The organism is Actinokineospora spheciospongiae (assembly GCF_003182415.1).
In the GTDB taxonomy this organism is placed as follows: domain Bacteria; phylum Actinomycetota; class Actinomycetes; order Mycobacteriales; family Pseudonocardiaceae; genus Actinokineospora; species Actinokineospora spheciospongiae.
This window is the reverse complement of record NZ_QHCP01000001.1, coordinates 349,078-367,322: the sequence shown is the minus strand read 5'-3', so window position 1 is coordinate 367,322 and position 18,245 is coordinate 349,078. Positions and strand designations below refer to the sequence as shown.

The 18,245-nt window shown below is 72.4% G+C and carries 17 protein-coding genes; 8 read left to right on the top strand and 9 right to left on the bottom strand.

What is annotated here, in order from left to right:
- Window positions 1–38 precede the first annotated feature (38 nt).
- The gene (locus tag DFQ13_RS01525) at window positions 39–1,334 is read left to right on the top strand and encodes an MFS transporter (protein ID WP_233438216.1); all 1,296 of its coding nucleotides are present in this window, start codon (window positions 39–41) and stop codon (window positions 1,332–1,334) included.
- On the opposite strand, the gene DFQ13_RS01520 is transcribed toward DFQ13_RS01525, so the two are convergent.
- The gene (locus DFQ13_RS01520) at window positions 1,294–2,538 is read right to left on the bottom strand and encodes an FAD-binding protein (protein ID WP_110078522.1); all 1,245 of its coding nucleotides are present in this window, start codon (window positions 2,536–2,538) and stop codon (window positions 1,294–1,296) included. The genes DFQ13_RS01525 and DFQ13_RS01520 overlap by 41 nt on opposite strands.
- 126 nt (window positions 2,539–2,664) lie before the next feature.
- Here DFQ13_RS01520 and DFQ13_RS01515 point away from each other — a divergent pair, with 126 nt between their 5' ends.
- Window positions 2,665–3,555, top strand: a complete 891-nt coding sequence (locus DFQ13_RS01515) for an NUDIX domain-containing protein (RefSeq protein ID WP_233438215.1) — start codon at window positions 2,665–2,667, stop codon at window positions 3,553–3,555.
- 5 nt (window positions 3,556–3,560) lie between these two features.
- On the opposite strand, the gene DFQ13_RS01510 is transcribed toward DFQ13_RS01515, so the two are convergent.
- On the bottom strand, window positions 3,561–4,061 hold the full coding sequence (locus tag DFQ13_RS01510; RefSeq protein ID WP_233438214.1) for a DUF1990 domain-containing protein: 501 nt from the start codon (window positions 4,059–4,061) through the stop codon (window positions 3,561–3,563).
- Between the two features lie 85 nt (window positions 4,062–4,146).
- Between DFQ13_RS01510 and DFQ13_RS01505 the strand changes: the two genes are divergently transcribed.
- From DFQ13_RS01505 to DFQ13_RS33470, 3 genes are all read left to right on the top strand, one after another.
- Window positions 4,147–4,872 carry a dienelactone hydrolase family protein gene (locus DFQ13_RS01505; protein WP_110078796.1) on the top strand — a complete coding sequence of 242 codons (726 nt, stop codon included), beginning with the start codon at window positions 4,147–4,149 and terminating at the stop codon, window positions 4,870–4,872.
- Window positions 4,873–5,040: 168 nt separating this feature from the next.
- The gene (locus DFQ13_RS01500; protein WP_110078520.1) at window positions 5,041–6,855 is read left to right on the top strand and encodes a flavin-containing monooxygenase; all 1,815 of its coding nucleotides are present in this window, start codon (window positions 5,041–5,043) and stop codon (window positions 6,853–6,855) included.
- Complete coding sequence (locus DFQ13_RS33470) at window positions 6,852–8,435, top strand: NHL repeat-containing protein (protein WP_181399787.1); 1,584 nt, start codon at window positions 6,852–6,854, stop codon at window positions 8,433–8,435. The genes DFQ13_RS01500 and DFQ13_RS33470 overlap by 4 nt, the downstream gene beginning before the upstream one ends.
- Before the next feature lie 46 nt (window positions 8,436–8,481).
- On the opposite strand, the gene DFQ13_RS01490 is transcribed toward DFQ13_RS33470, so the two are convergent.
- The 7 genes from DFQ13_RS01490 to DFQ13_RS01460 form a co-directional block, all read right to left on the bottom strand.
- The gene (locus tag DFQ13_RS01490) at window positions 8,482–8,970 is read right to left on the bottom strand and encodes an SRPBCC family protein (protein WP_110078519.1); all 489 of its coding nucleotides are present in this window, start codon (window positions 8,968–8,970) and stop codon (window positions 8,482–8,484) included.
- Window positions 8,967–9,299 (bottom strand): ArsR/SmtB family transcription factor, encoded by a 333-nt coding sequence (locus DFQ13_RS01485; RefSeq protein ID WP_233427710.1) that lies wholly within the window; start codon window positions 9,297–9,299, stop codon window positions 8,967–8,969. Before DFQ13_RS01485 ends, DFQ13_RS01490 begins: the two co-directional genes overlap by 4 nt.
- A 90-nt stretch (window positions 9,300–9,389) precedes the next feature.
- On the bottom strand, window positions 9,390–10,157 hold the full coding sequence (locus DFQ13_RS01480; protein WP_181399833.1) for an SDR family NAD(P)-dependent oxidoreductase: 768 nt from the start codon (window positions 10,155–10,157) through the stop codon (window positions 9,390–9,392).
- Window positions 10,154–12,382 (bottom strand): MMPL family transporter, encoded by a 2,229-nt coding sequence (locus tag DFQ13_RS01475; protein WP_110078518.1) that lies wholly within the window; start codon window positions 12,380–12,382, stop codon window positions 10,154–10,156. The genes DFQ13_RS01480 and DFQ13_RS01475 overlap by 4 nt, the downstream gene beginning before the upstream one ends.
- A 119-nt stretch (window positions 12,383–12,501) precedes the next feature.
- A complete protein-coding gene (locus tag DFQ13_RS01470; RefSeq protein ID WP_110078517.1) occupies window positions 12,502–13,119 on the bottom strand; it encodes a TetR/AcrR family transcriptional regulator in 618 nt (205 codons plus the stop codon).
- Between the two features lie 151 nt (window positions 13,120–13,270).
- Complete coding sequence (locus DFQ13_RS01465; RefSeq protein WP_110078516.1) at window positions 13,271–14,425, bottom strand: acyl-CoA dehydrogenase family protein; 1,155 nt, start codon at window positions 14,423–14,425, stop codon at window positions 13,271–13,273.
- A gap of 13 nt (window positions 14,426–14,438) precedes the next feature.
- Complete coding sequence (locus DFQ13_RS01460) at window positions 14,439–15,284, bottom strand: 3-hydroxybutyryl-CoA dehydrogenase (RefSeq protein ID WP_110078515.1); 846 nt, start codon at window positions 15,282–15,284, stop codon at window positions 14,439–14,441.
- Between the two features lie 129 nt (window positions 15,285–15,413).
- Here DFQ13_RS01460 and DFQ13_RS01455 point away from each other — a divergent pair, with 129 nt between their 5' ends.
- From DFQ13_RS01455 to DFQ13_RS01445, 3 genes are all read left to right on the top strand, one after another.
- Window positions 15,414–16,097, top strand: a complete 684-nt coding sequence (locus DFQ13_RS01455; protein ID WP_110078514.1) for a TetR/AcrR family transcriptional regulator — start codon at window positions 15,414–15,416, stop codon at window positions 16,095–16,097.
- 234 nt (window positions 16,098–16,331) lie between these two features.
- On the top strand, window positions 16,332–16,655 hold the full coding sequence (locus tag DFQ13_RS01450; protein WP_146241018.1) for a hypothetical protein: 324 nt from the start codon (window positions 16,332–16,334) through the stop codon (window positions 16,653–16,655).
- Between the two features lie 947 nt (window positions 16,656–17,602).
- Complete coding sequence (locus DFQ13_RS01445; protein WP_161784477.1) at window positions 17,603–18,202, top strand: EF-hand domain-containing protein; 600 nt, start codon at window positions 17,603–17,605, stop codon at window positions 18,200–18,202.
- The last annotated feature ends 43 nt before the right edge of the window (window positions 18,203–18,245 follow it).

Here is an 18,245-nt window from a genome sequence, read left to right as displayed (position 1 = left end):
GCACACCGGTTCGAGTCGACACCCGGGGCCCGCCCGGCGTGCGCCCTCCCGACCGGTCGGGGCTGAGCGGGGTGGCGCTGGGGCGGCAGTTCCGGTGGTTGTGGGCGGCGTACGCGACCAGCGCGGTCGGCACGTGGCTCGCCTTCGACGCGTTCGCCCTGATCGCCATCCGCGTGCTGGACGCGGGGCCGACCGCGGTGTCGATGCTGGCGGCGGTGGGGCTCGCGGCGGGGGCGGTGGTCGCGGTGCCGCTCGGGCCGTGGGTGGAGTTCCGCCGCAAGCGGCCGGTGATGGTGGCGATGGACCTGGTCCGGTGCGCTGCGGTGCTCAGCGTCCCGGCCGCCTTCGCCGCCGGGTGGCTGACCTTCGCGCAACTGCTGGCCGTCTCCGCCGTCGTCGCCACAGCCGACATCACCTTCACCGCGGCGAGCGGCGCCCACCTGAAGGCGCTGGTGGCCCCCGGGGACCTGCTCGTCGCCAATGGGCGGTTCGAGTCGACGGCCTGGACCACCACCGCGCTCGGACCACCGCTCGGCGGGGTCCTGATCGGCCTGTTCGGCCCGGTCACGACGGTGGTCGTCAACGCGATCAGCTACCTGCTCTCGGCGGCGGGCCTCCGCGCGATCGGCGGCACCGAGGAGCCGCCCGAGCGCACCGGCACGCACCGACCGCGCCTCCACGACGTGGTCGAGGGGTGGCGGCACATCCTGACCCACCCCACCCTGCGCCCGCTGTTCCTGAACACGGTCCTGGTCAACAGCCTGATCATGGCAACCGCGCCCCCGCTCGCCGTCCTCATGCTCGCCGACCTGGGGTTCACCCCGTGGCAGTACGGCCTGGCCTTCGGCGTCCCGTGCGTCGGCGGCCTCCTCGGCGCCCGCCTGTCGCGCGGTCTGGTCACCCGCTTCGGGCGGTACCGGGTCATGCTGACCGTCGGGGTGCTGCGCCCGTGCTGGCTGCTCGGGCTCGCCTTCGTCCACCCCGGCCCCACCGGTCTGCTCCTGGTGGTGGCCGTGGAACTGGCGATGATCACCTGCTTCGGCGTGTTCAACCCGGTGTTCGCCACGTACCGGCTGCACCACACCGCCACGGACCGGGTCGTGCGCACCCTGACCGCGTGGTCGGTCACCAGCAAGGCCACCACGGCGGCCACGACCGCGCTGTGGGGCCTGCTGGCGGGCGTCACCAGCCCCCGGATCGCGATCGCCGCCGCCGGTGTCCTCATCCTCGGGACACCGTTCCTGCTGCCCCGCCACGACACCGACGTCCGAGCCGGGGAGGCGCCGGACAGGGTCAGCGGGGCGGGAAGTGGGCGTCGAGCAGGGCGTTGGTGAACTTTCCCGTCGGGTCCAATGTGGACCGCAGGCGGGTGAAGTCGGCGGCGCGGTCGTAGGCGGCGGTGACCTCCGCCGGGGGCAGGGTGGTCAGCTTGCCCCAGTGCGGGCGGGCGCCCAAGGGGTGCAGGCGCCGTTCGACGGCGGCGATGACCGGCAAGACCGCGGCGGGGTCCAGGACCCAGGTGAAGTGGATCGTCACCGAGTCGCGGTGGTGGGCGGGGCTGAGCCACAGGTCGTCGGCGGCGACGGTGCGGACCTCGGCGACCTGGAGGACCGGGGCCATCAGCTCACCCAGCTCGCGCAGGGCGGCGAAGGCCGCCGGGGCCTGGGACCTGGGCAGGTACAGCTCCGACTGCAACTCGTTGCCCGCGCTGCTCGGGAGCCGGTCCGCGCGGAAGTGGGGCAGCCGCTCGAACCAGGGGCCGACCACGTCGAGCTGGGCGGTGCTGGAGTCGGTCGACATGCCGGGGACGGGGTGGACCAGCTCCGCGGCGGGCCTGCCGCCCGCCCAGCCGCTCGCCTCCCGGTCCACGCGCTGCTTGAGGAAGACCGAGCCGGTGCCGGAGCGCCAATCGGTGAAGACGCTGACGCTGTGGCCCGCGCCGAACACCTCGTCCACCGCGCCCGCCACCTTGCCCAGCGGCACCCCCAGCCGGACGGACTGGCGCATGTCGTACGCGGGCTCCACGCCCAGGGTGAGGTGGGTGACCACGCCGAGGCCGCCGAGCGCGACGACCGCCCCGGGCAGGGTGTCTCCGTCGAGGTCGACCACGTCGCCGTCCGGGCCGACCAGGCGCAGGGCGCGGACCGCGGCGGCCAGGCAGCGCTCGGTGTCGCCGGAGCCGTGGGTGCCGGTGGCGCAGGACCCGGCGACCGAGATGTGCGGCAGCGACGCCAGGGTGCCCAGGGCCAGGCCCGCGTCGTGCAGGGCGACCACGACCTCCCCGTAGGTCATGCCCGCGGCCACGGTCACCGCCCCGGCGTCCCGGTCGACCTCGAAGGTGGCGGGCAGCCGGTCGAGGGAGACCAGTTCACCGGTGGTGTCGGCGACGCCGTTGAACGAGTGCCCGCTGCCCACGGCCCGGATGCGGTCGGCGCCTGCGACGAGGGCGCGCAGCTCGTCGAGGCTCCTCGGGCGGTGCAGCCGGGTGGCGCCATAGGTGACGTTGCCCGCCCAGTTGCGCACCGGGGTGGTCGACATGCGTGCTCCCATCGGATCGGCGGCGGGGCTGTGCCGGGGGTGGGTTTCTCCGGAGAAAGCGCTGGTCACCAGTCGGTCCACGATAACCACCGGCGCCCGGGAGTGCCCTTGCGGGATAGTGGGCGCGTGACTGATCCCGGAGATGTCGACTACGCGAGGTCCGCGGCAGAGCAGGTGTTGGCTCGGCTCGGTCTCCACGGTCCCGCGTGGCGGGTCTTGGACGTGCGGCCGCACGACTCGGACGGGTTGGTCGTGGAGTTCGGTGGCGAGACCCCCATGCCGGTCTTCTTCCCGCTGGGCATCGGCCGGGCCGGGGGAACGGTGCGGATGGCCGATCAGCTCCAGGACCGGGCCGTCGAGCACGTGGCGGAACTGTTCGGGGCCGCCTTGCCCGGGTGCCCCGGGCACCAGCACCCGCTGTCGGCCCGGCTGGTGGACGGCAACGCGCTGTGGGAGTGCCCGGCCGACCGGGACCACCACCGGGAGCCGATCGTGGTCACCGACTGGGCGGCGGCCCTGCCCCGGCTGTTCGCCCCGCAGCGCTGGGACTGGGGCGGCATCGACGCCCGGTTCAGCACCGTCCCACCGGACCCCGACGCGGTGACGAACGTGCACCTGGTGGGCCGGGTCGGCGACCGGGTCGTGATCTGCCGCGACGGGAACGACCACTGGTTCCTCCCCGGCGGCACCCGCGAACCGGACGAGTCCATCGAGGACTGCGCCGACCGGGAGGTGCTGGAGGAAGCGGGCGCCCGCATCATCAGTCCCCTGCGCGCGCTCGGCTCCCACCACGCGGTGACCGACCGCCCACGCCCCTACCGACCCCACCTGCCGCACCCGGAGTCCGCCTGGCTCTGGTGCGTCGCCGACGTGGTCCTCGACTCCACCCCGACCAACCCACCCGATGGGGAGCAGGTGGTCGAGGTCCGCGCCTGCCCACCTGCGGAGGCCGCCGCCCTCCTGAACCACTCCGCCGACTGGTACGGCGAACTGCTCGACCTCGCCCAACTCCTCTGACGCGGTCAAACCCCCTTGAGGTACCGCCTGGTCATGAAGTCCTGGAACCCATGTCCCACCGCCCCGGAGGCACGCGACAGCACCGAAGCGGGCCGAGAGAAAGCCGTGATCCGGAAAGTCACCCGACCATCGGCGCCACGGTGCAGGAGGAACACCTCCTCACCGCTGACCGGATTGCCCGGCAACGTCCCGTAGGCGAACCCCCGCCGATCCGGCTCGTCCACGACGTAGATCACCTGACAGGGAATCCGCAGCACGAGCCCCAACCGCAACACCACCACCGAACCGGCGACAGCCGACTCCGTCGAAGCGGCCACCCGAAAACCCGCGCGTTCGTGCACGCGCCACCGCATCAGGTCCTCGACCGCCGCCGAGAAGTCCACCCCGGTAGGCAGGCGCCTGCTCACCTCGACCACCCGGTACCCGGCGGGCGGCTCCCCCGCCGTCGCCCCGACCTCGGGGTAGGTCGGGGTGTCCGGGACACCGCGTGGGTCGAGGCGCTTCACAGCCGCCATCGTAGGTGCGGTGGGACGACTTCGCGGCCCGGTTCGGTCTACCGTGCCGACCACTGCCGAGACCGTGGAGGACACCGTGCCCGAAGTCGACCTGAGTTCCCCCGCCGCCGCCAGGGCGGGTTCGCAGCCGTTGCGCGGCTACCTCGCCACCCCCTCGGGTGAAGGACCGTGGCCGGGGGTCGTGGTGCTGCACGAGGTCTTCGGGATGAACGACGTCGTGCGCAGGCAGGCCGACCGGCTCGCCGACCTGGGTTACCTGGCCCTCGCCGTCGACCTGTTCAGCCAGGGTGGTGCCGCCCGCTGCCTGGTGTCGACCATGCGGGCGTCGATGACCGGCAAGGGCCGCGCCTACGCCGACATCGCCGCCGCCCGCGACCACCTGCTCGCCCTGCCCGGCTGCACCGGCAAGACCGGCATCATCGGCTTCTGCCTGGGCGGCGGCTTCGCGCTGATGACCGCAGCCTCCGGCGACTACGCGGCTGCCGCCGTCAACTACGCCCACCTGCCTCCCGATCCCCTGACGACCTTGGCGGGGGCCTGCCCGATCGTCGGCAGCTTCGGCGGGCGCGACCTCACCCTGCGCGGGGCGGCGGCCCAGCTCGACACCGCCCTGACCACCCTCGGCGTCGAGCACGACGTCAAGGAGTACCCGGAGGCCAACCACGCCTTCCTCAACGACGACGAGGTCGGCCCCGGCTGGTTGCGCCCCCTGTGGCGGGTCGCGGGCATCGGGCCGCACCCGGCTGCGGCGGCCGACGCGTGGGCGCGGATCGAGGGGTACTTCCGGGCGCACCTGCACTGAGCGAGCGGGCGGTGGGGTGCTCGCGGGAACCGGTACGGTGTAATTCAGTCACTTGACTTACGTAGTTCGGTGCCGCTTGACTGGTTGCGGAGCGCGTCCGCGCGGACACCCGGTGTTCGCGCGCGGCGCGCCCGCCGACACCCCGGTCCCCACAGCAGAGAGGCCCGCATGCCCACGCCCCCTGATCACCTGGTCCCGGACGACCTGGGCTTCGACCCCGACGAGCTGCGCGCGCGGTACCGGGCGGAGCGGGACCGCCGGGTCCGGCCCGACGGGAACGCGCAGTACCGCTCCGCCGACGGTGACTTCGGCTACTACGCCGACGACCCCTACGCGGAGACTGAGCGCGACCGGGGACCGCTGACCGACCGGGTCGAGGTGGTGCTCGTCGGCGGCGGGTTCGGCGGGTTGCTCGCGGGGGCCCGGCTGCGGCAGGCGGGGGTGGCGGGCATCCGGGTGATCGAGGAGGGCAGCGACTTCGGCGGGACCTGGTACTGGAACCGCTACCCCGGCATCCACTGCGACATCGAGTCCTACGTCTACCTGCCGCTGCTGGAGGAGATCGGCTACGTCCCGGAGTGGAAGTACTCCCCCGGCGAGGAGATCCGGCAGCACGCCCGCGCGATCGGCAGGCACTTCGACCTCTACCGCGACGCCTGCTTCCAGACGAAGGTGACCGCGCTGCGCTGGGACGACGACACCTCGGAGTGGGTGGTGAAGACCGACCGGGGCGACCGGGTGCGGGCGCGCTACGTGATCACGTCGACCGGAACGCTGAGCAGGCCGAAGCTGCCCGGCATCCCCGGCATCGAGTCGTTCCAGGGTCACACCTTCCACACCAGCCGCTGGGACTACGACTACACCGGTGGCAGCGCCGACGGCGGGCTGGACAGGTTGGCGGACAAGCGGGTCGCGCTGATCGGCACGGGGGCGACCGCCATCCAGGTGGTGCCGCACCTGGCGCGCGACGCCGAGCACCTGTACGTGTTCCAGCGCACGCCGTCGTCGGTGGACGTGCGGGGCAACCGGCGGACCGACCCGGAGTGGGCCGCGTCGCTGGCGCCGGGGTGGCAGCGGGAGCGGATGGAGAACTTCCTCACCGTCGTGAGCGGTGAGCAGGTGGAGCGGGACCTGGTGGCCGACGGGTGGACCGGCAGCGCCCGCCTGTTGCAGAACCTCATCCCCAGCAACGCCTACTCCGACCTGTCGCCGCAGGAGCGCGAGTACGTCAACGAGATCGTCGACTTCCAGAAGATGAACGAGATCCGCTCGCGGGTCGAGTCCACCGTCGCGGACCCGGGGACGGCGGAGGTGCTCAAGCCCTGGTACCGCTACATGTGCAAGCGGCCGACGTTCAGCGACCACTACCTGGATGCGTTCAACCGGCCCGACGTGACGCTGGTCGACACCGCCGACCACGGGGGCGTCGAGCGCGTCACGGAGAAGGCCGTGGTGGTGGACGGGGTGGAGTACCCGGTCGACTGCATCATCTTCGCGACCGGGTTCGAGGTGGGCCGCTCCGGCATCCTGTCCGGGCTGCTGCCGGTGCACGGCCGGGGCGGGAAGTCGCTGTTCGAGCACTGGGGCACCGGGCCGAGGACGCTGCACGGGTTCGGCAGCCACGGCTTCCCGAACCTGTTCAACCTGGGCCCCTTGCAGAACGCCAGCTCGGTGAACTACGTGCACATCCTCGACGAGCAGGCCACGCACGTGGCCGCGGTGGTCGCCGCGGCCGAGGAGCGCCGGGCCCGGTACGTCGAGCCCAGCGTCGAGGCGGAGGCCGCCTGGGTGGCCACGATCCGGGAGAAGGCGCCGGACCAGCACCGGTTCCAGGCCGAGTGCACCCCCGGCTACTACAACAACGAGGGCCAGCCGAGGGCGCGCAGCGAGTCCTACGGCGACGGGCCGGTGGCCTTCCACGCGGAGCTGCGGCGCTGGCGCGACGAGGGCGGCCTGGACGACGTGCTGGTGGAGGCGAAGTGACGCGGCCCAACCGGTTCGACGGCACCGGGCGCGAGCACCCGACGAGCACCCGCTGGGACGTGCGGCGGCTGACCCCGCCGAGCCCGCTGTGGGGGTCGAACGGGGTGGCGTTCGGCCCGGACGGGCGGCTGTACGTCGCGCAGTTCCTCGCCGGGCAGATCAGCGCGGTCGACCTCGCCTCCGGGGACGTGGAGGTGGTGGTGCCGGTGGACGGCCCGGTGCAGGCACCGGATGACCTGGCCTTCGGCGCGGACGGGTCGATGTACATCACCGACCTGATCCCCGGCCGGGTGTGGCGGCGCAGCCCGGCGGGCGAGTACGCGCTGGTGTCGGACCAGGTGCAGGTGCCCAACGGGATCACCTGCGTCGGCGACCGGCTGTTCGTCAACGAGATGAAGTTCGACGGCCGCGTGCTGGAGCTGTTCCCCGGCGGCGGCGACCCGGTCGTCCTCGCCGAGGGCCTGGCCATGGGCAACGCGATGCAGCGCGGCCCGGACGGGCACCTGTACTACCCGCACATGCTGACCGGCGAGGTGTTCCGCACCCACCCCGACGGCGGCCCGGCCGAGCTGGTCGCCGAGGACGTGCACGAACCCGTCGCGGTGCGCTTCGACCTCGACGGGAACCTGGTGGTGCTCTCCCGGGGGGTGGCGGGCATCGTGACCCGGATCGACCTGGGCAGCGGGGAGCGGACGCTGGTCACCAGCGGGGTCGTGGGGCTGGACAACGCGGCGTTCGACGCGGAGAACCGGATGTACGTCTCCAGCTTCGCCAGCGGCGGGGTCGCCGAACTGCACCCGGACGGCCGCACCCGGCCGATCGTGCCGCAGGGCCTCGACGGCCCGTTCGGCGTGACGGTCGACTTCGGCGGCAACGTGCTGGCCGCCGACCACTACCGGCTGGCGACCCCGGAGCCGGACGGGGTGAGCACGCGGGAACTGCTGATCTTCGCCCACGGCATCACCACCGACAGCGCCGGACTGGTGCACCTGACCTCGCAGTACGGCGACGTGCGGACCTTCGACCCGGTGGCGAAGACCACGCGGGTGCGGGCGGAGCGGCTGGCCCGCCCGATGGGGATCGCGGTCCGCGCGGACGGCGTGCTCGTGGTCGCCGAGTCGGGCGCGGGCCGGGTCCTGCTCATCGACGCCGAGGACGCGGTGACCGTGCTCGTGGAGGGCTTGGCGCAGCCGGTGGACGTCGCCCTGGACGGCGAGGAACGCTGCTACGTCAGCGATGAGCGGCGCGGCGCGGTGTTCAGGATCGACGACGGGAAGGCGGTCCTCGTCGCGGAGGGCCTTGGTGCGCCGCAGGGGTTGGCGGTGCGCGGTGATGAGGTGTTCGTGGTGGAGGTCGAGCACCGGCGGCTGACCGCGATCTCCCTGGTGACCGGGGAAAGCCGGGTGGACGCGGAGGACCTGGCGGTCGGCCTGCCGGGCGGGGTCACGCGGGAGGACCCGGCGCTGTTCTGCCACGGGATGCCCGGTGCGCCGAGGCAGTTCGCCGGTCTCGCGGTCGGACCGGACGGTTCGCTCTATCTGTCGGCCAACGGCGAGGGCAGCGTGCTGCGCCTGTCCTGAACGCGGTGGAGGGGCCCCGGCCGGGGCCCCTCCGCTGTGGACTTGCTCAGCTCCCCGCGAGGATCGCGTCGATCTGGCCCATGGCCTCGCGCATCCCCTCTTCCATGCCCATGTTCACCATCTGCTCCAGGTGCTCGGCGCTGGAGAAGGTGCTGGCGGTGACCATCCGGGTGCCCTCGGCGGTCGCCTCCAGGGTGACCACGCAGTGCACCGGGGCGGGGTCGGGCAACTGCTTGCCGTCGTCGTCGGCGAAGCCGTCGTCGAACTCCAGGCGGTTGGGGGCCTCGACGAGGGTGAACCGCCACCAGCCGCGGGCCTTCTCACCCTCGGGGCCGGTCATGTAGTAGGCGGAGCCGCCGCCCACGGTGACGTCGTGCTCGTCGAAGGTGGCGGGCCAGGTCGGCGGACCCCACCAGCGCTCGAGCCGGCGCGGGTCCTCCCAGATCTGCCACACCCGCTCGACGGGGGCGGGGAACTCGGCGGTGAACGTCATGCTCAACGCCTCGGGGTCCTTGTGGACGCTGGTCACGGTCACTTGTCTGTCCTCTTCTCGCTCTTGCCGCTGTCCTCGGACAGGATGTCCGAAATGGCCTGGGCGCGGTGGCGCCAGAGCTGCTCGTACCGGTCGAGCAGGCGGGCTGCCTTGCGCAGGGTGTCGGCGTTGCCGTGCACGATCTGCTCCCTCCCCCGCCGCTGCTTGCGCACGAGCGCGGCCCGTTCGAGCACCGCGACGTGCTTCTGCACCGCGGCGAAGCTCATCTCGTAGCGCCGGGCCAGCTCCGAGACCGACTGCTCCGCGCGCAGCACCCGGCCGATGATGTCCCGGCGGGTGCTGTCGGCGAGGGCGTGGAACACGCGGTCCACCTCGTCGACACTGAGCCCGTCAATCCCGAGCTGATCTACAACCACATGGTTGTACGTTAGTCCGTGCCGACGGACAGCGCAAGGGGCTCCCTACTGGACGGACCAGCCGCCGTCGGACGGGAGGACGGCGCCGGTGACGTTGGCGCCGTCGTCGCTGAGCAGGAAGGTGATCGACGCGGCGAGCTGCGCCGCGGTGGCGACCGGCGGGATGAGGCCCATGAAGGCGCCCATCCGCCCCAGGCCGAACTGCGACGGGGTGGCGCTCATGGTGATGCCGGTGGCCACGCCGCCCGGCGCCACCGCGTTGACCCGGATGCCGTTCGGGGCGTACATGAACGCCGAACTGCGGGTGATGCCCAGGACGGCGTGCTTGGAGGCGGTGTAGGCGGCCCCGGCGGCGGAGCCGCGCAGCGCCGCCTCCGAGGCGACGTTGACGACCGAGCCGCGCCCGGCGGCCAGCATCGACGGGAGGACCGCCCGGGTGAGCCGGAACATCCCGTCGACATTGACGGCGAACACGCGCCGCCATGCCTCGTCGGTCACCTCGTGCACCGGGGAGAAGTCGTCCATCACCCCGGCGACGTTGGCCAGGCCGTCGACGCGCGGCCCGGCCGCGGCGGTGATCCGCTCGACGTCGGCCTGCTCGGTGATGTCGGCCGCGACGGTGACCAGGTCCGCGTCCGGCAGCTCGGCGGCGAGCGCGTCGAGGCCCGCGACGGCGATGTCGACCGCCACGACCCGGCCACCCTCCCTGGCGACCCGGGCGGCCGTGGCGCGGCCGATGCCGGAGGCGGCACCGGTCACGATCACCGTGTGGCCGTCGAACCGGCCGGGGACGATGCGCTCGGCGGCGCTCACCGCAGCACCTTCTCGGCCTCGGGAGCGGAGCCCGCGTCGCCGTGGTCCAGGTGCTGCACCAGCTTCTCCCCCTCGACGTCCACATCGGGCAGTACCCGGTCGAGCCACCGCGGCAGCCACCAGGCGGCGCGGCCGAACAGCGTCATCAGCGCGGGCACCACGACCATCCGGACCACGATCGCGTCGAAGAACACCGCGATGGCCAGGCCGAAGCCGATGGACTTGATGAACGACTCCGGGGAGAAGACGAACCCGGCGAACACGCTGATCATGATGAGCGCCGCCGCCGTCACCACCCTGGCGCCGTGGGCGAACCCGACGGTGACCGCCGTCCGCGCGTCGCGGCCGTGCACGTGCTCCTCGCGCATCCGGGTGACCAGGAAGACCTGGTAGTCCATGGCCAGGCCGAACACGATGCCGACCAGGAAGATGGGCAGGAAGCTGATGATCGGGGCGGGCTGCTCCACCCCGAACACCCCTGCCAGCCACCCCCACTGGAACACGGCCACGACCGCGCCGAGGGTGGCCGCGATGCTCAGCAGGAAGCCCGCGGTGGCCTTGAGCGGCACCAGCAGCGAGCGGAACACCAGCATCAGCAGGATGAACGCCAGCCCGACGACCACCGCGACGTAGGGCACCAGGGCGGCGTCGAGCTTGGTGGAGATGTCGATGTTGACCGCGGTCAGGCCGGTGACGCCGATGCCCGCGCCGGGGATCGTGCCGTCGAGGGCGCGGATGGCGCGCACCAGGTCCTGGGTCTCGGCGGCGTTGGGGGCGCTGGCCGGGACGACGGTGAGGATCGAGGTGTTGCCCTCGGGGTTGGTGGCGACCGGGACGACCGCCAGCACGTCGGGAAGGCCGCCGATGCGCTGCGCGGCCTGCTCGGCCGCCGCGGTGACCGACTCGCCCCCGGTGTCGACGACGACGGTCAGCGGGCCGTTGACGCCGGGGCCGAAGCCGCCCGCGAGCAGGTCGTAGGCCTTGCGCTGGGTGCTGTCCGGGCTGGCCACCGCCTCGCTGGGCATCCCCAGCCGCAGGTCGAGGGCGGGGATGGCGATGACGCCGAGGGCGACCAGGCAGGTCAGCAGCACGGTCACCGGCCTGCGCGCGATCGCCGCGACCCAGCGCTCCCCCATCGGCGCCTTGGCCCGCTCGCCCGCCGGGTCGGCCCCGGCGGCCTGGTCGGGCCCGGCGGCCTGCGCGGCGCGGGCGCGGCGGCCCAGGAGGCGGTGCCCCGCGAAGCCGAGCAGCGCGGGCAGCAGGGTCAGCGCGAGGAGGACGGAGATCGCGACCGTGCCCGCCGCGGCGAGCCCCATCTGGCTCAGGAACGGGATGCCGATGACCGCCAGCCCGGCCAGCGCGATCACCACGGTCAGCCCGGCGAACACGACGGCGGAGCCCGCGGTGCCGACCGCGCGGCCCGCGGCCTCCTCCGGGGCGCGGCCGAGCGCGACCTCGTGCCGGTACCGGGAGACGATGAACAGCGCGTAGTCGATGGCCACCGCCAGCCCCAGCATCAGCGCCAGGACCGGGGTGTAGGAGGACAGGTCGAAGAAGTGGCCCGCGGCGGTGACCAGCCCGACGCCGATGCCGATGCCCAGCAGCGCGGTCAGCAGCGGCAGCCCGGCCGCCACCAGCGACCCGAAGGTCACCACGAGCACGACCGCGGCGACCGCGATGCCCAGCACCTCGGCCACCCCGGTCTCCACCGGCGCCTGCAACGCGTCCCCGCCCGCCTCGACGGTGAGGCCGGACGTGCGGGCCTGCTCGATGGCGGTCATCAGCGCGTCCCTGGCCTCCTCGGTGACCAGCGCGGAGGACACCGAGTAGGTGGCCTGCGCGTAGCCGATGGTGCCGGTCGTCGGGTCCACCGCCCCGGTCTGGAACGGGTCGGTGACCGACGCGACCTGCGGGGCCCCGCCGATGTCGGTGATCGCGCGCTCCACCGCCGCCCGGTACTCCGGCTCGGCGAGGGTGCGCCCCTCGGGTGCGGCGAACACGACCCGGGCACTGGCGCCGCCCGCGGAGACGGCCGGGAACCGCTCGCCGAGCAGGTCGATCGCCTGCTGCGCCGGGGTTCCGGGGATCTCGAACGTGCCGGAGGCCGGCTTGGCCAGGGCCACCGCGGCGAGGACGGTCGCGGCCAGCACGCCGAACCAGGCCACCGTCACCAACCATCGGCGGCGGAAGGCGGACCGGCCGAGCCGGTACAGGAACGTGGCCATGGGGTGTTTCTCCTGTTCGAGGCGTGCGCGCCCGCGGTGGGGACCGGGTGCGGGGCGGGACCTGGGGGCCGGGCAGTGGGGCGGGCAGTGAGATCAGGCAGTGAAATCAAGCGGTGGGGTCAGGCGGTGGGTGCGAGGTCGGCGGTGGGCAGGCCCGCGCGCAGGTGGTCCAGGCACTCGCGGAGCAGGTCGGGCAGGTCGGTCCGCGCGCCGCCGGTGACCCAGAAGGTCGCCGCCGTGCTGACCGCGGCGAGCACCGAGCCCGCCAGCAGCCGCGGCGCCAGGTCGCGGTCGGCGTCGGCGCCGGTGCGCTCGGCGATCACCTCCGCCAGCAACTGACCGGTGCGGTCGAGGGCGAGCAGGTTCTGCGCCAGCATCGCCGGGCTCTCGCTGATCACCCGCAGCAGCACGGCGAAGTCCGCCCGCTCCCCCACGATGTCGGTCAGCGCCCGGGGCAGGACCGCCACCAGCGAGTCCCACACCGGTTCGTCGGCGGGCCGGGCGCGCACCGCGTCGGCGAGCGAGGCGTGCCGCCGCGACCACTCGTCGACGATCGCCTCCTCCCGGCTGCCGAAGTAGTTGCGGAACGTCCGCGAGGACACCCCGACCGCCTCGGCGACCGACTCCGGGGTGACCGCGTCCAGACCGCGCTCCAGCATCAGCGACCACGCGGCGTGGCCCAGGGCCAGCCGGGTGGCCGCTTTCTTGCGGGCGCGCAGGCCCGGCTCGGCGGTCATGCCTCCACAGTGGCCGTTCGTTTCCATCCGTGCAACTTTTCCAAAAGTGAAACGAGGTGCGATCGGTCACAGGCGGGGGAACGGGCGACGCCGCCGCCCCCGGTGAACCGGGAACGGCGGCGTCTGGGTGGGACGACTCAGTTCCGAGTGGTCACTTCAGCAGGTGGCGGGCCATCACCACGCGCTGGATCTGGTTGGTGCCCTCGTAGATCTGGGTGATCTTGGCGTCGCGCATCATGCGTTCCAGCGGGAAGTCCTGGGTGTAGCCGTAGCCGCCGAGGAGCTGCACGGCGTCGGTGGTGACGCGCATGGCGACGTCGGAGGCGTGGCACTTGGCGGCGGCGCCGAAGAACGACAGGTCCGCGTCGCCGCGCTCGGACTTCGCGGCGGCGGCGTAGACCATCTGCCGGGCGGTCTCCACGGCCATCGCCATGTCGGCCAGCATGAACTGGATGCCCTGGAAGTCGGCGATGCGCTTGCCGAACTGGCGGCGCTCGCGCACGTAGGCCAGGGCGTGGTCCAGCGCGCCCTGGGCGATGCCGACGGCCTGGGCGGCGATGGTGACCCGGGTGTGGTCCAGGGTGCGCAGGGCGATCTTGAGCCCCTCGCCGGGCTTGCCGACGATGCGGTCGCCGGGGATGCGGACCCGGTCGAACAGCAGCTCGCGGGTCGGCGATCCCTTGATGCCGAGCTTCTTCTCCTTGGCGCCGAAGGAGAACCCGGGGTCGGACTTCTCCACGACGAACGCGCTGATGTTGGAGCCGCGCGGGCCGTCGGGGTCGGTGACGGCGAGGACGGTGTAGTACTCGGAGAACCCGGCGTTGCTGATCCAGGACTTCTGCCCGTCGAGCACCCAGCCGTCGCCGTCGGGGGTGGCGCGGCAGCGCATGGAGGCGGTGTCGGAGCCTGCTTCCCGCTCGGACAGGGCGTAGGAGAACGCGGCCTGCCCGGAGGCCAACGGCGGGAGGTAGCGCTGCTTGACCTCCTCGCTCCCCGCCAGCACCAACGGCAGGCTGCCCAGCTTGTTCACCGCCGGGATCAGCGAGGACGACGCGCACACCCGCGCCACCTCTTCGATCACGATGCAGGTGGCCAGCGCGTCGGCCCCGGTACCGCCGTGGGACTCGGGCACGTGCGGGGCGTGGAAGTCCGAGGCCACCAGGGCGTCGTAGGCGTGCTTGGGGAACTCGGCGCGCTCGTCGACCTCCGCGGCGTGCGGGGCGATGCGCTCCTCGGCCAGCTCGCGCACGACCGCGCGCAGGGCCTCGTGGTCGTCGGTGGTGCGGAACAGGTCGAACCCGGTCATGGCGCGGCCCTCCTCAGGCGTAGGTGTAGAAGCCGCGGCCGGTCTTGCGGCCGAGCAGGCCCGCGTCGACCATCCGGTTCAGCAGCGGCGGCGGGGCGTAGAGCGGTTCCTTGAACTCCTCGTACAGCGACTCGGCGACCGCCCTGGTGGTGTCGAGCCCGATCAGGTCGGCCAGCGCCAGCGGGCCCTGCGGGTGCGCGGCGCCGCGCACCAGGCCCTCGTCGATGTCGTCGCGCTCGGCGAAGCCGGACTCCAGCATCCGGATCGCGGCGAGGATGAACGGGATCAGCAGCGCGTTGACCACGAACCCGGCCCGGTCCTTGCTGCGGATCGCGTGCTTGCCCAGCGCGGTCCCGACGAACTCGGCGGCGCGGTCGGTGGTCTCGTCCAGGGTGAGCAGGCTCGGCACCAGCTCGACCAGCGGCAGCACCGGGACCGGGTTGAAGAAGTGGATGCCCAGCACGTGGGTGGGCCGCTTCGTCGCGGTGGCGATCTTCATGATCGGGATGGACGAGGTGTTGGAGGCCAGCAGCGCCTCCGGTGAGACCACGACGTCGTCGAGCCGCCGGAACAGCGCCACCTTGGCCGCCTCGTCCTCCACGATGGCCTCGATCACCAGGTCGCGGTCGGCCAGGTCCTCCAGCGAGCCGGTGAGGGTGATCCGGTCCAGCACCTCGGCGGCACTGGCGACCTTCCCCTTGCGCTCGGCCCGCTCCAGCGACGCGGTCAGCCGCTCGCGCCCGGCGTCGATCGCGGCCCGCCCGGTCTCGACCACCACCACGTCCAGCCCCGCCCGCGCCGACACCTCGGCGATTCCGGACCCCATCAGGCCACACCCGACGACCCCGACCTTCTGCATGGCGACGCCCTCTCCGCTGGTACTGAATACCCGATCGCCGGTACTCAGTACCCGAGGGTAGACGAAGCTCCGACCGCGCGGCGCCCGGCACGCCCTAGGGTGAGCCCGAACCGAGCCGAGGAGCCCCCGATGCCAGTGACGCCGACCAGGGCCCGCCTGATCGACGCCGCGTTCGCGCTGTTCGAGGAGCGCGGCTACGAGCAGACCACCGTGGACGACATCACCGACCGCGCGGGCGTGGGCCGCACCACGTTCTTCCGCACGTTCCGCTCCAAGGAAGACGTGATCTTCCCCGACCACGACGTGCTGCGCCGGGCGATCGAGGCCCGCCTCAACGGCTCCACCCACGAGACGGCGCTGGTCGCGGTCACCGAGGCCTCCCGCCTGGCGCTGCGCCACTACCTCGCCGAGGGCGACCTCGCCCGTGCCCGCTACCGGCTGACCCGCAGCGTCCCCGCCCTGCGCGCCCGGGAGATCGCGGGCGGGCAGCAGTACCACCGCATCTTCCGCGAGTTCATCCACACCTGGATGGGCGGCGGTCAGGAGAGCGCCCTCAAGGCCGAACTCATGGCCGCCGCCGTGGTCACCGCCCACAACCACGTCCTGCGCCGCTGGCTGCGCGGCCAGACCGACCACCCCGAACCCGAGTTCGACGCCGCCATGGCCACCACGGTCGACCTGTTCACCGCCCGCCAGTCCCCCGGACCGGAGGGCGGCATCGTGGTCTTCCGCACCACGAAGGACCTTGACACCGTCCTCCCCGGCCTCCGCCACCTCCTGAGCGAGCCCGCCGACACACCGCGTGACGACTGAAACCGGCCCGGCGGGAGCGGTTCTTGTCACCGCCGCCGAACAAAATCCCCCCGCACCGGAATTCCGGGAAAGCAGATCGCACCCGCCACCCGATTGGCCCATTTCGGTGACTGTCCGCCGCTTCCCGGACAGTCACCGAAAGGACTATCGACACCCTTCGCGGGCTGCCCGTAGCGTCTGATCCGTCTTGCCGACCGGATCGCATCACCATTCACACTCGGGAGAATTGGTCGAATGTCCACGAGAACAATGAAGTTTTTCGTCGTCACGGGCGCGGTGGCCGCGGCACTGGCCCTGGCCCCCGCCACCGGCTCGGCCGCCCCGGCTCCGACGACAGCCCTGCTCCAGCCCAGCGTCGCCGCAGCGTGGCAGAAGGGCCACGTCAACTCCACCGGCCAGACCAGGCTCTTCGCCGCAGCGACCGGTGACGCCAACTACGGCTACCTCAACGCCTGCACGAACTTCTGGTACGACGCCATCATCAACGGCCGCTACCGCACCGACCTCGGCGGCTACGTCTCCACCGACAAGGCGGGCCCGGGCTGGTGCGGCGACTGACCTCCGGTCGTATTTCCCCGGGGTCCCGCCCCACGCGGACCAGGAAAATGATTTTCCGACCGCCGATCGATGACGAAAATCGCGGTGCAGGATAACCCGGAAACCATTTCTTTTTCAGGGGTGAGGGCTCCACCGGAGCCCTCACCCCTTTTCGTGCGCCCCGGGAACGACAGGCGGCCATTCCACCGAACCCGGTCCGCGCGTCAATCGCGCGCCCCCACCGCGACCACGCCCCGGCGCTCCGCCGACGCGGGTCGGGTGCGACTCGACCACCGCCACCCCGCCCAGACGCGGGCCCCCACTCCCACCAAGCGATGACCGGGACGGCACCCCGCCCCGGAGCACGACCGGCGCAAGTGGACCGTCCGTTGCGAACCCCAAATGCGTCCACTGTGGACAATACTGTCCACGGAGACCGCCCTCCACCGCGCGGAGCGGTCCAGCCCGCCACGCGCCTCTCCCCCGGCACAACCGACACCCAACCCAACCGCACATGCGGATGCACGTGCACCGAATCAGTGTGCCCGGATTCGCCCGCACCGTCACCACCCCGGACCCGCTGTCACCCGAACGCACGATCGCCGCACATCCACCGGCCGAGCCCCGGCCACGCGGACCAGGACGCGGTGCTCCCCGACCCGTTCCCGGACGCCGGGGCGTCGCGGTACTCGCGGATACCGGAGTCGGGGTAACGCCACTATCGGCCAGCCGGGTGATGGGGAGTGGCGTCGACGACCACTGTGGGAGTGATTCCCGTTCCGCACCGCTCGCAAACATCCTTTCCGGGTGACGATACTTGCGCGGGCGTCGTCCCCGTCGCTACTTTGGCGAAGGCGCTGCGGCGCCACTGCCCGGGACTTCCTCGCCCGGCGCCACGGCCTTCTTCGGCCCGGTCTTCACCTTTCACCTTCCCCCTTTCATTCGATGCCTTAGGTGGTGTTTCTTCCGTGAGCCCTTCCGACGTGGCGAACCTGCTCGACCGCAAGCTCGACATCTGCTTCGGACACGGCGACCAGAACGGCAACGGCGTGCTGGAGCCCGCCGACGCCCTCGCCCTGGCCGCCCGCACGGTCGCCGCGCTCGGCGAGCCGTTCGGCTCGCCCAAGGCGATCGCGCTGTTCAGCGCGTTCGACACGTTCTGGCAGCACCTGTCCAGGGAGCTGGACTCCAACAACGACGGCAAGGTGACGCCGCTGGAGTGGCGCACCGGCCTCAAGCGGGCGTTCTCCGGTGAGGACGGCAACTTCGAGGAGGGCTTCCGGCCGCTGGCCCAGGCCCTGTTCGACCTGTGCGACAAGTCCGGCGACGGCAAGGTCCAGCCGGGCGAGTTCGCCGCGTACCACCGGGCGTTCGGCACCTCGTCGGCGAACGTGCGCATCGCGTTCGAGAAGCTCGACCGCAACGGCGACGGGTACCTGACGGTCGACGAGCTGGTGCAGGCGTGGAAGGAGTACTACACCTCCACCGACCCCGAGGCCCGGGGCAACTGGCTCTACGGCGACATCTTCGGCGCGACCGTCTGGGACGGGGACAAGGTCCTGCTCTGAGGCACCGGTGGCCGGGGCCCACTGGCCCCGGCCACCCTTTTCC

Excerpts from the sequence above, each read along its gene's own strand:
- DFQ13_RS01520 (WP_110078522.1), bottom strand. The coding sequence starts at position 2,538 with ATGTCGACCACCCCGGTGCGCAACTGGGCGGGCAACGTCACCTATGGC.
- DFQ13_RS01450 (WP_146241018.1), top strand. The coding sequence starts at position 16,332 with ATGTCCACGAGAACAATGAAGTTTTTCGTCGTCACGGGCGCGGTGGCC.
- DFQ13_RS01455 (WP_110078514.1), top strand. The coding sequence starts at position 15,414 with ATGCCAGTGACGCCGACCAGGGCCCGCCTGATCGACGCCGCGTTCGCG.
- DFQ13_RS01470 (WP_110078517.1), bottom strand. The coding sequence starts at position 13,119 with ATGACCGCCGAGCCGGGCCTGCGCGCCCGCAAGAAAGCGGCCACCCGG.
- DFQ13_RS01500 (WP_110078520.1), top strand. The coding sequence starts at position 5,041 with ATGCCCACGCCCCCTGATCACCTGGTCCCGGACGACCTGGGCTTCGAC.
- DFQ13_RS01465 (WP_110078516.1), bottom strand. The coding sequence starts at position 14,425 with ATGACCGGGTTCGACCTGTTCCGCACCACCGACGACCACGAGGCCCTG.
- DFQ13_RS01475 (WP_110078518.1), bottom strand. The coding sequence starts at position 12,382 with ATGGCCACGTTCCTGTACCGGCTCGGCCGGTCCGCCTTCCGCCGCCGA.
- DFQ13_RS01460 (WP_110078515.1), bottom strand. The coding sequence starts at position 15,284 with ATGCAGAAGGTCGGGGTCGTCGGGTGTGGCCTGATGGGGTCCGGAATC.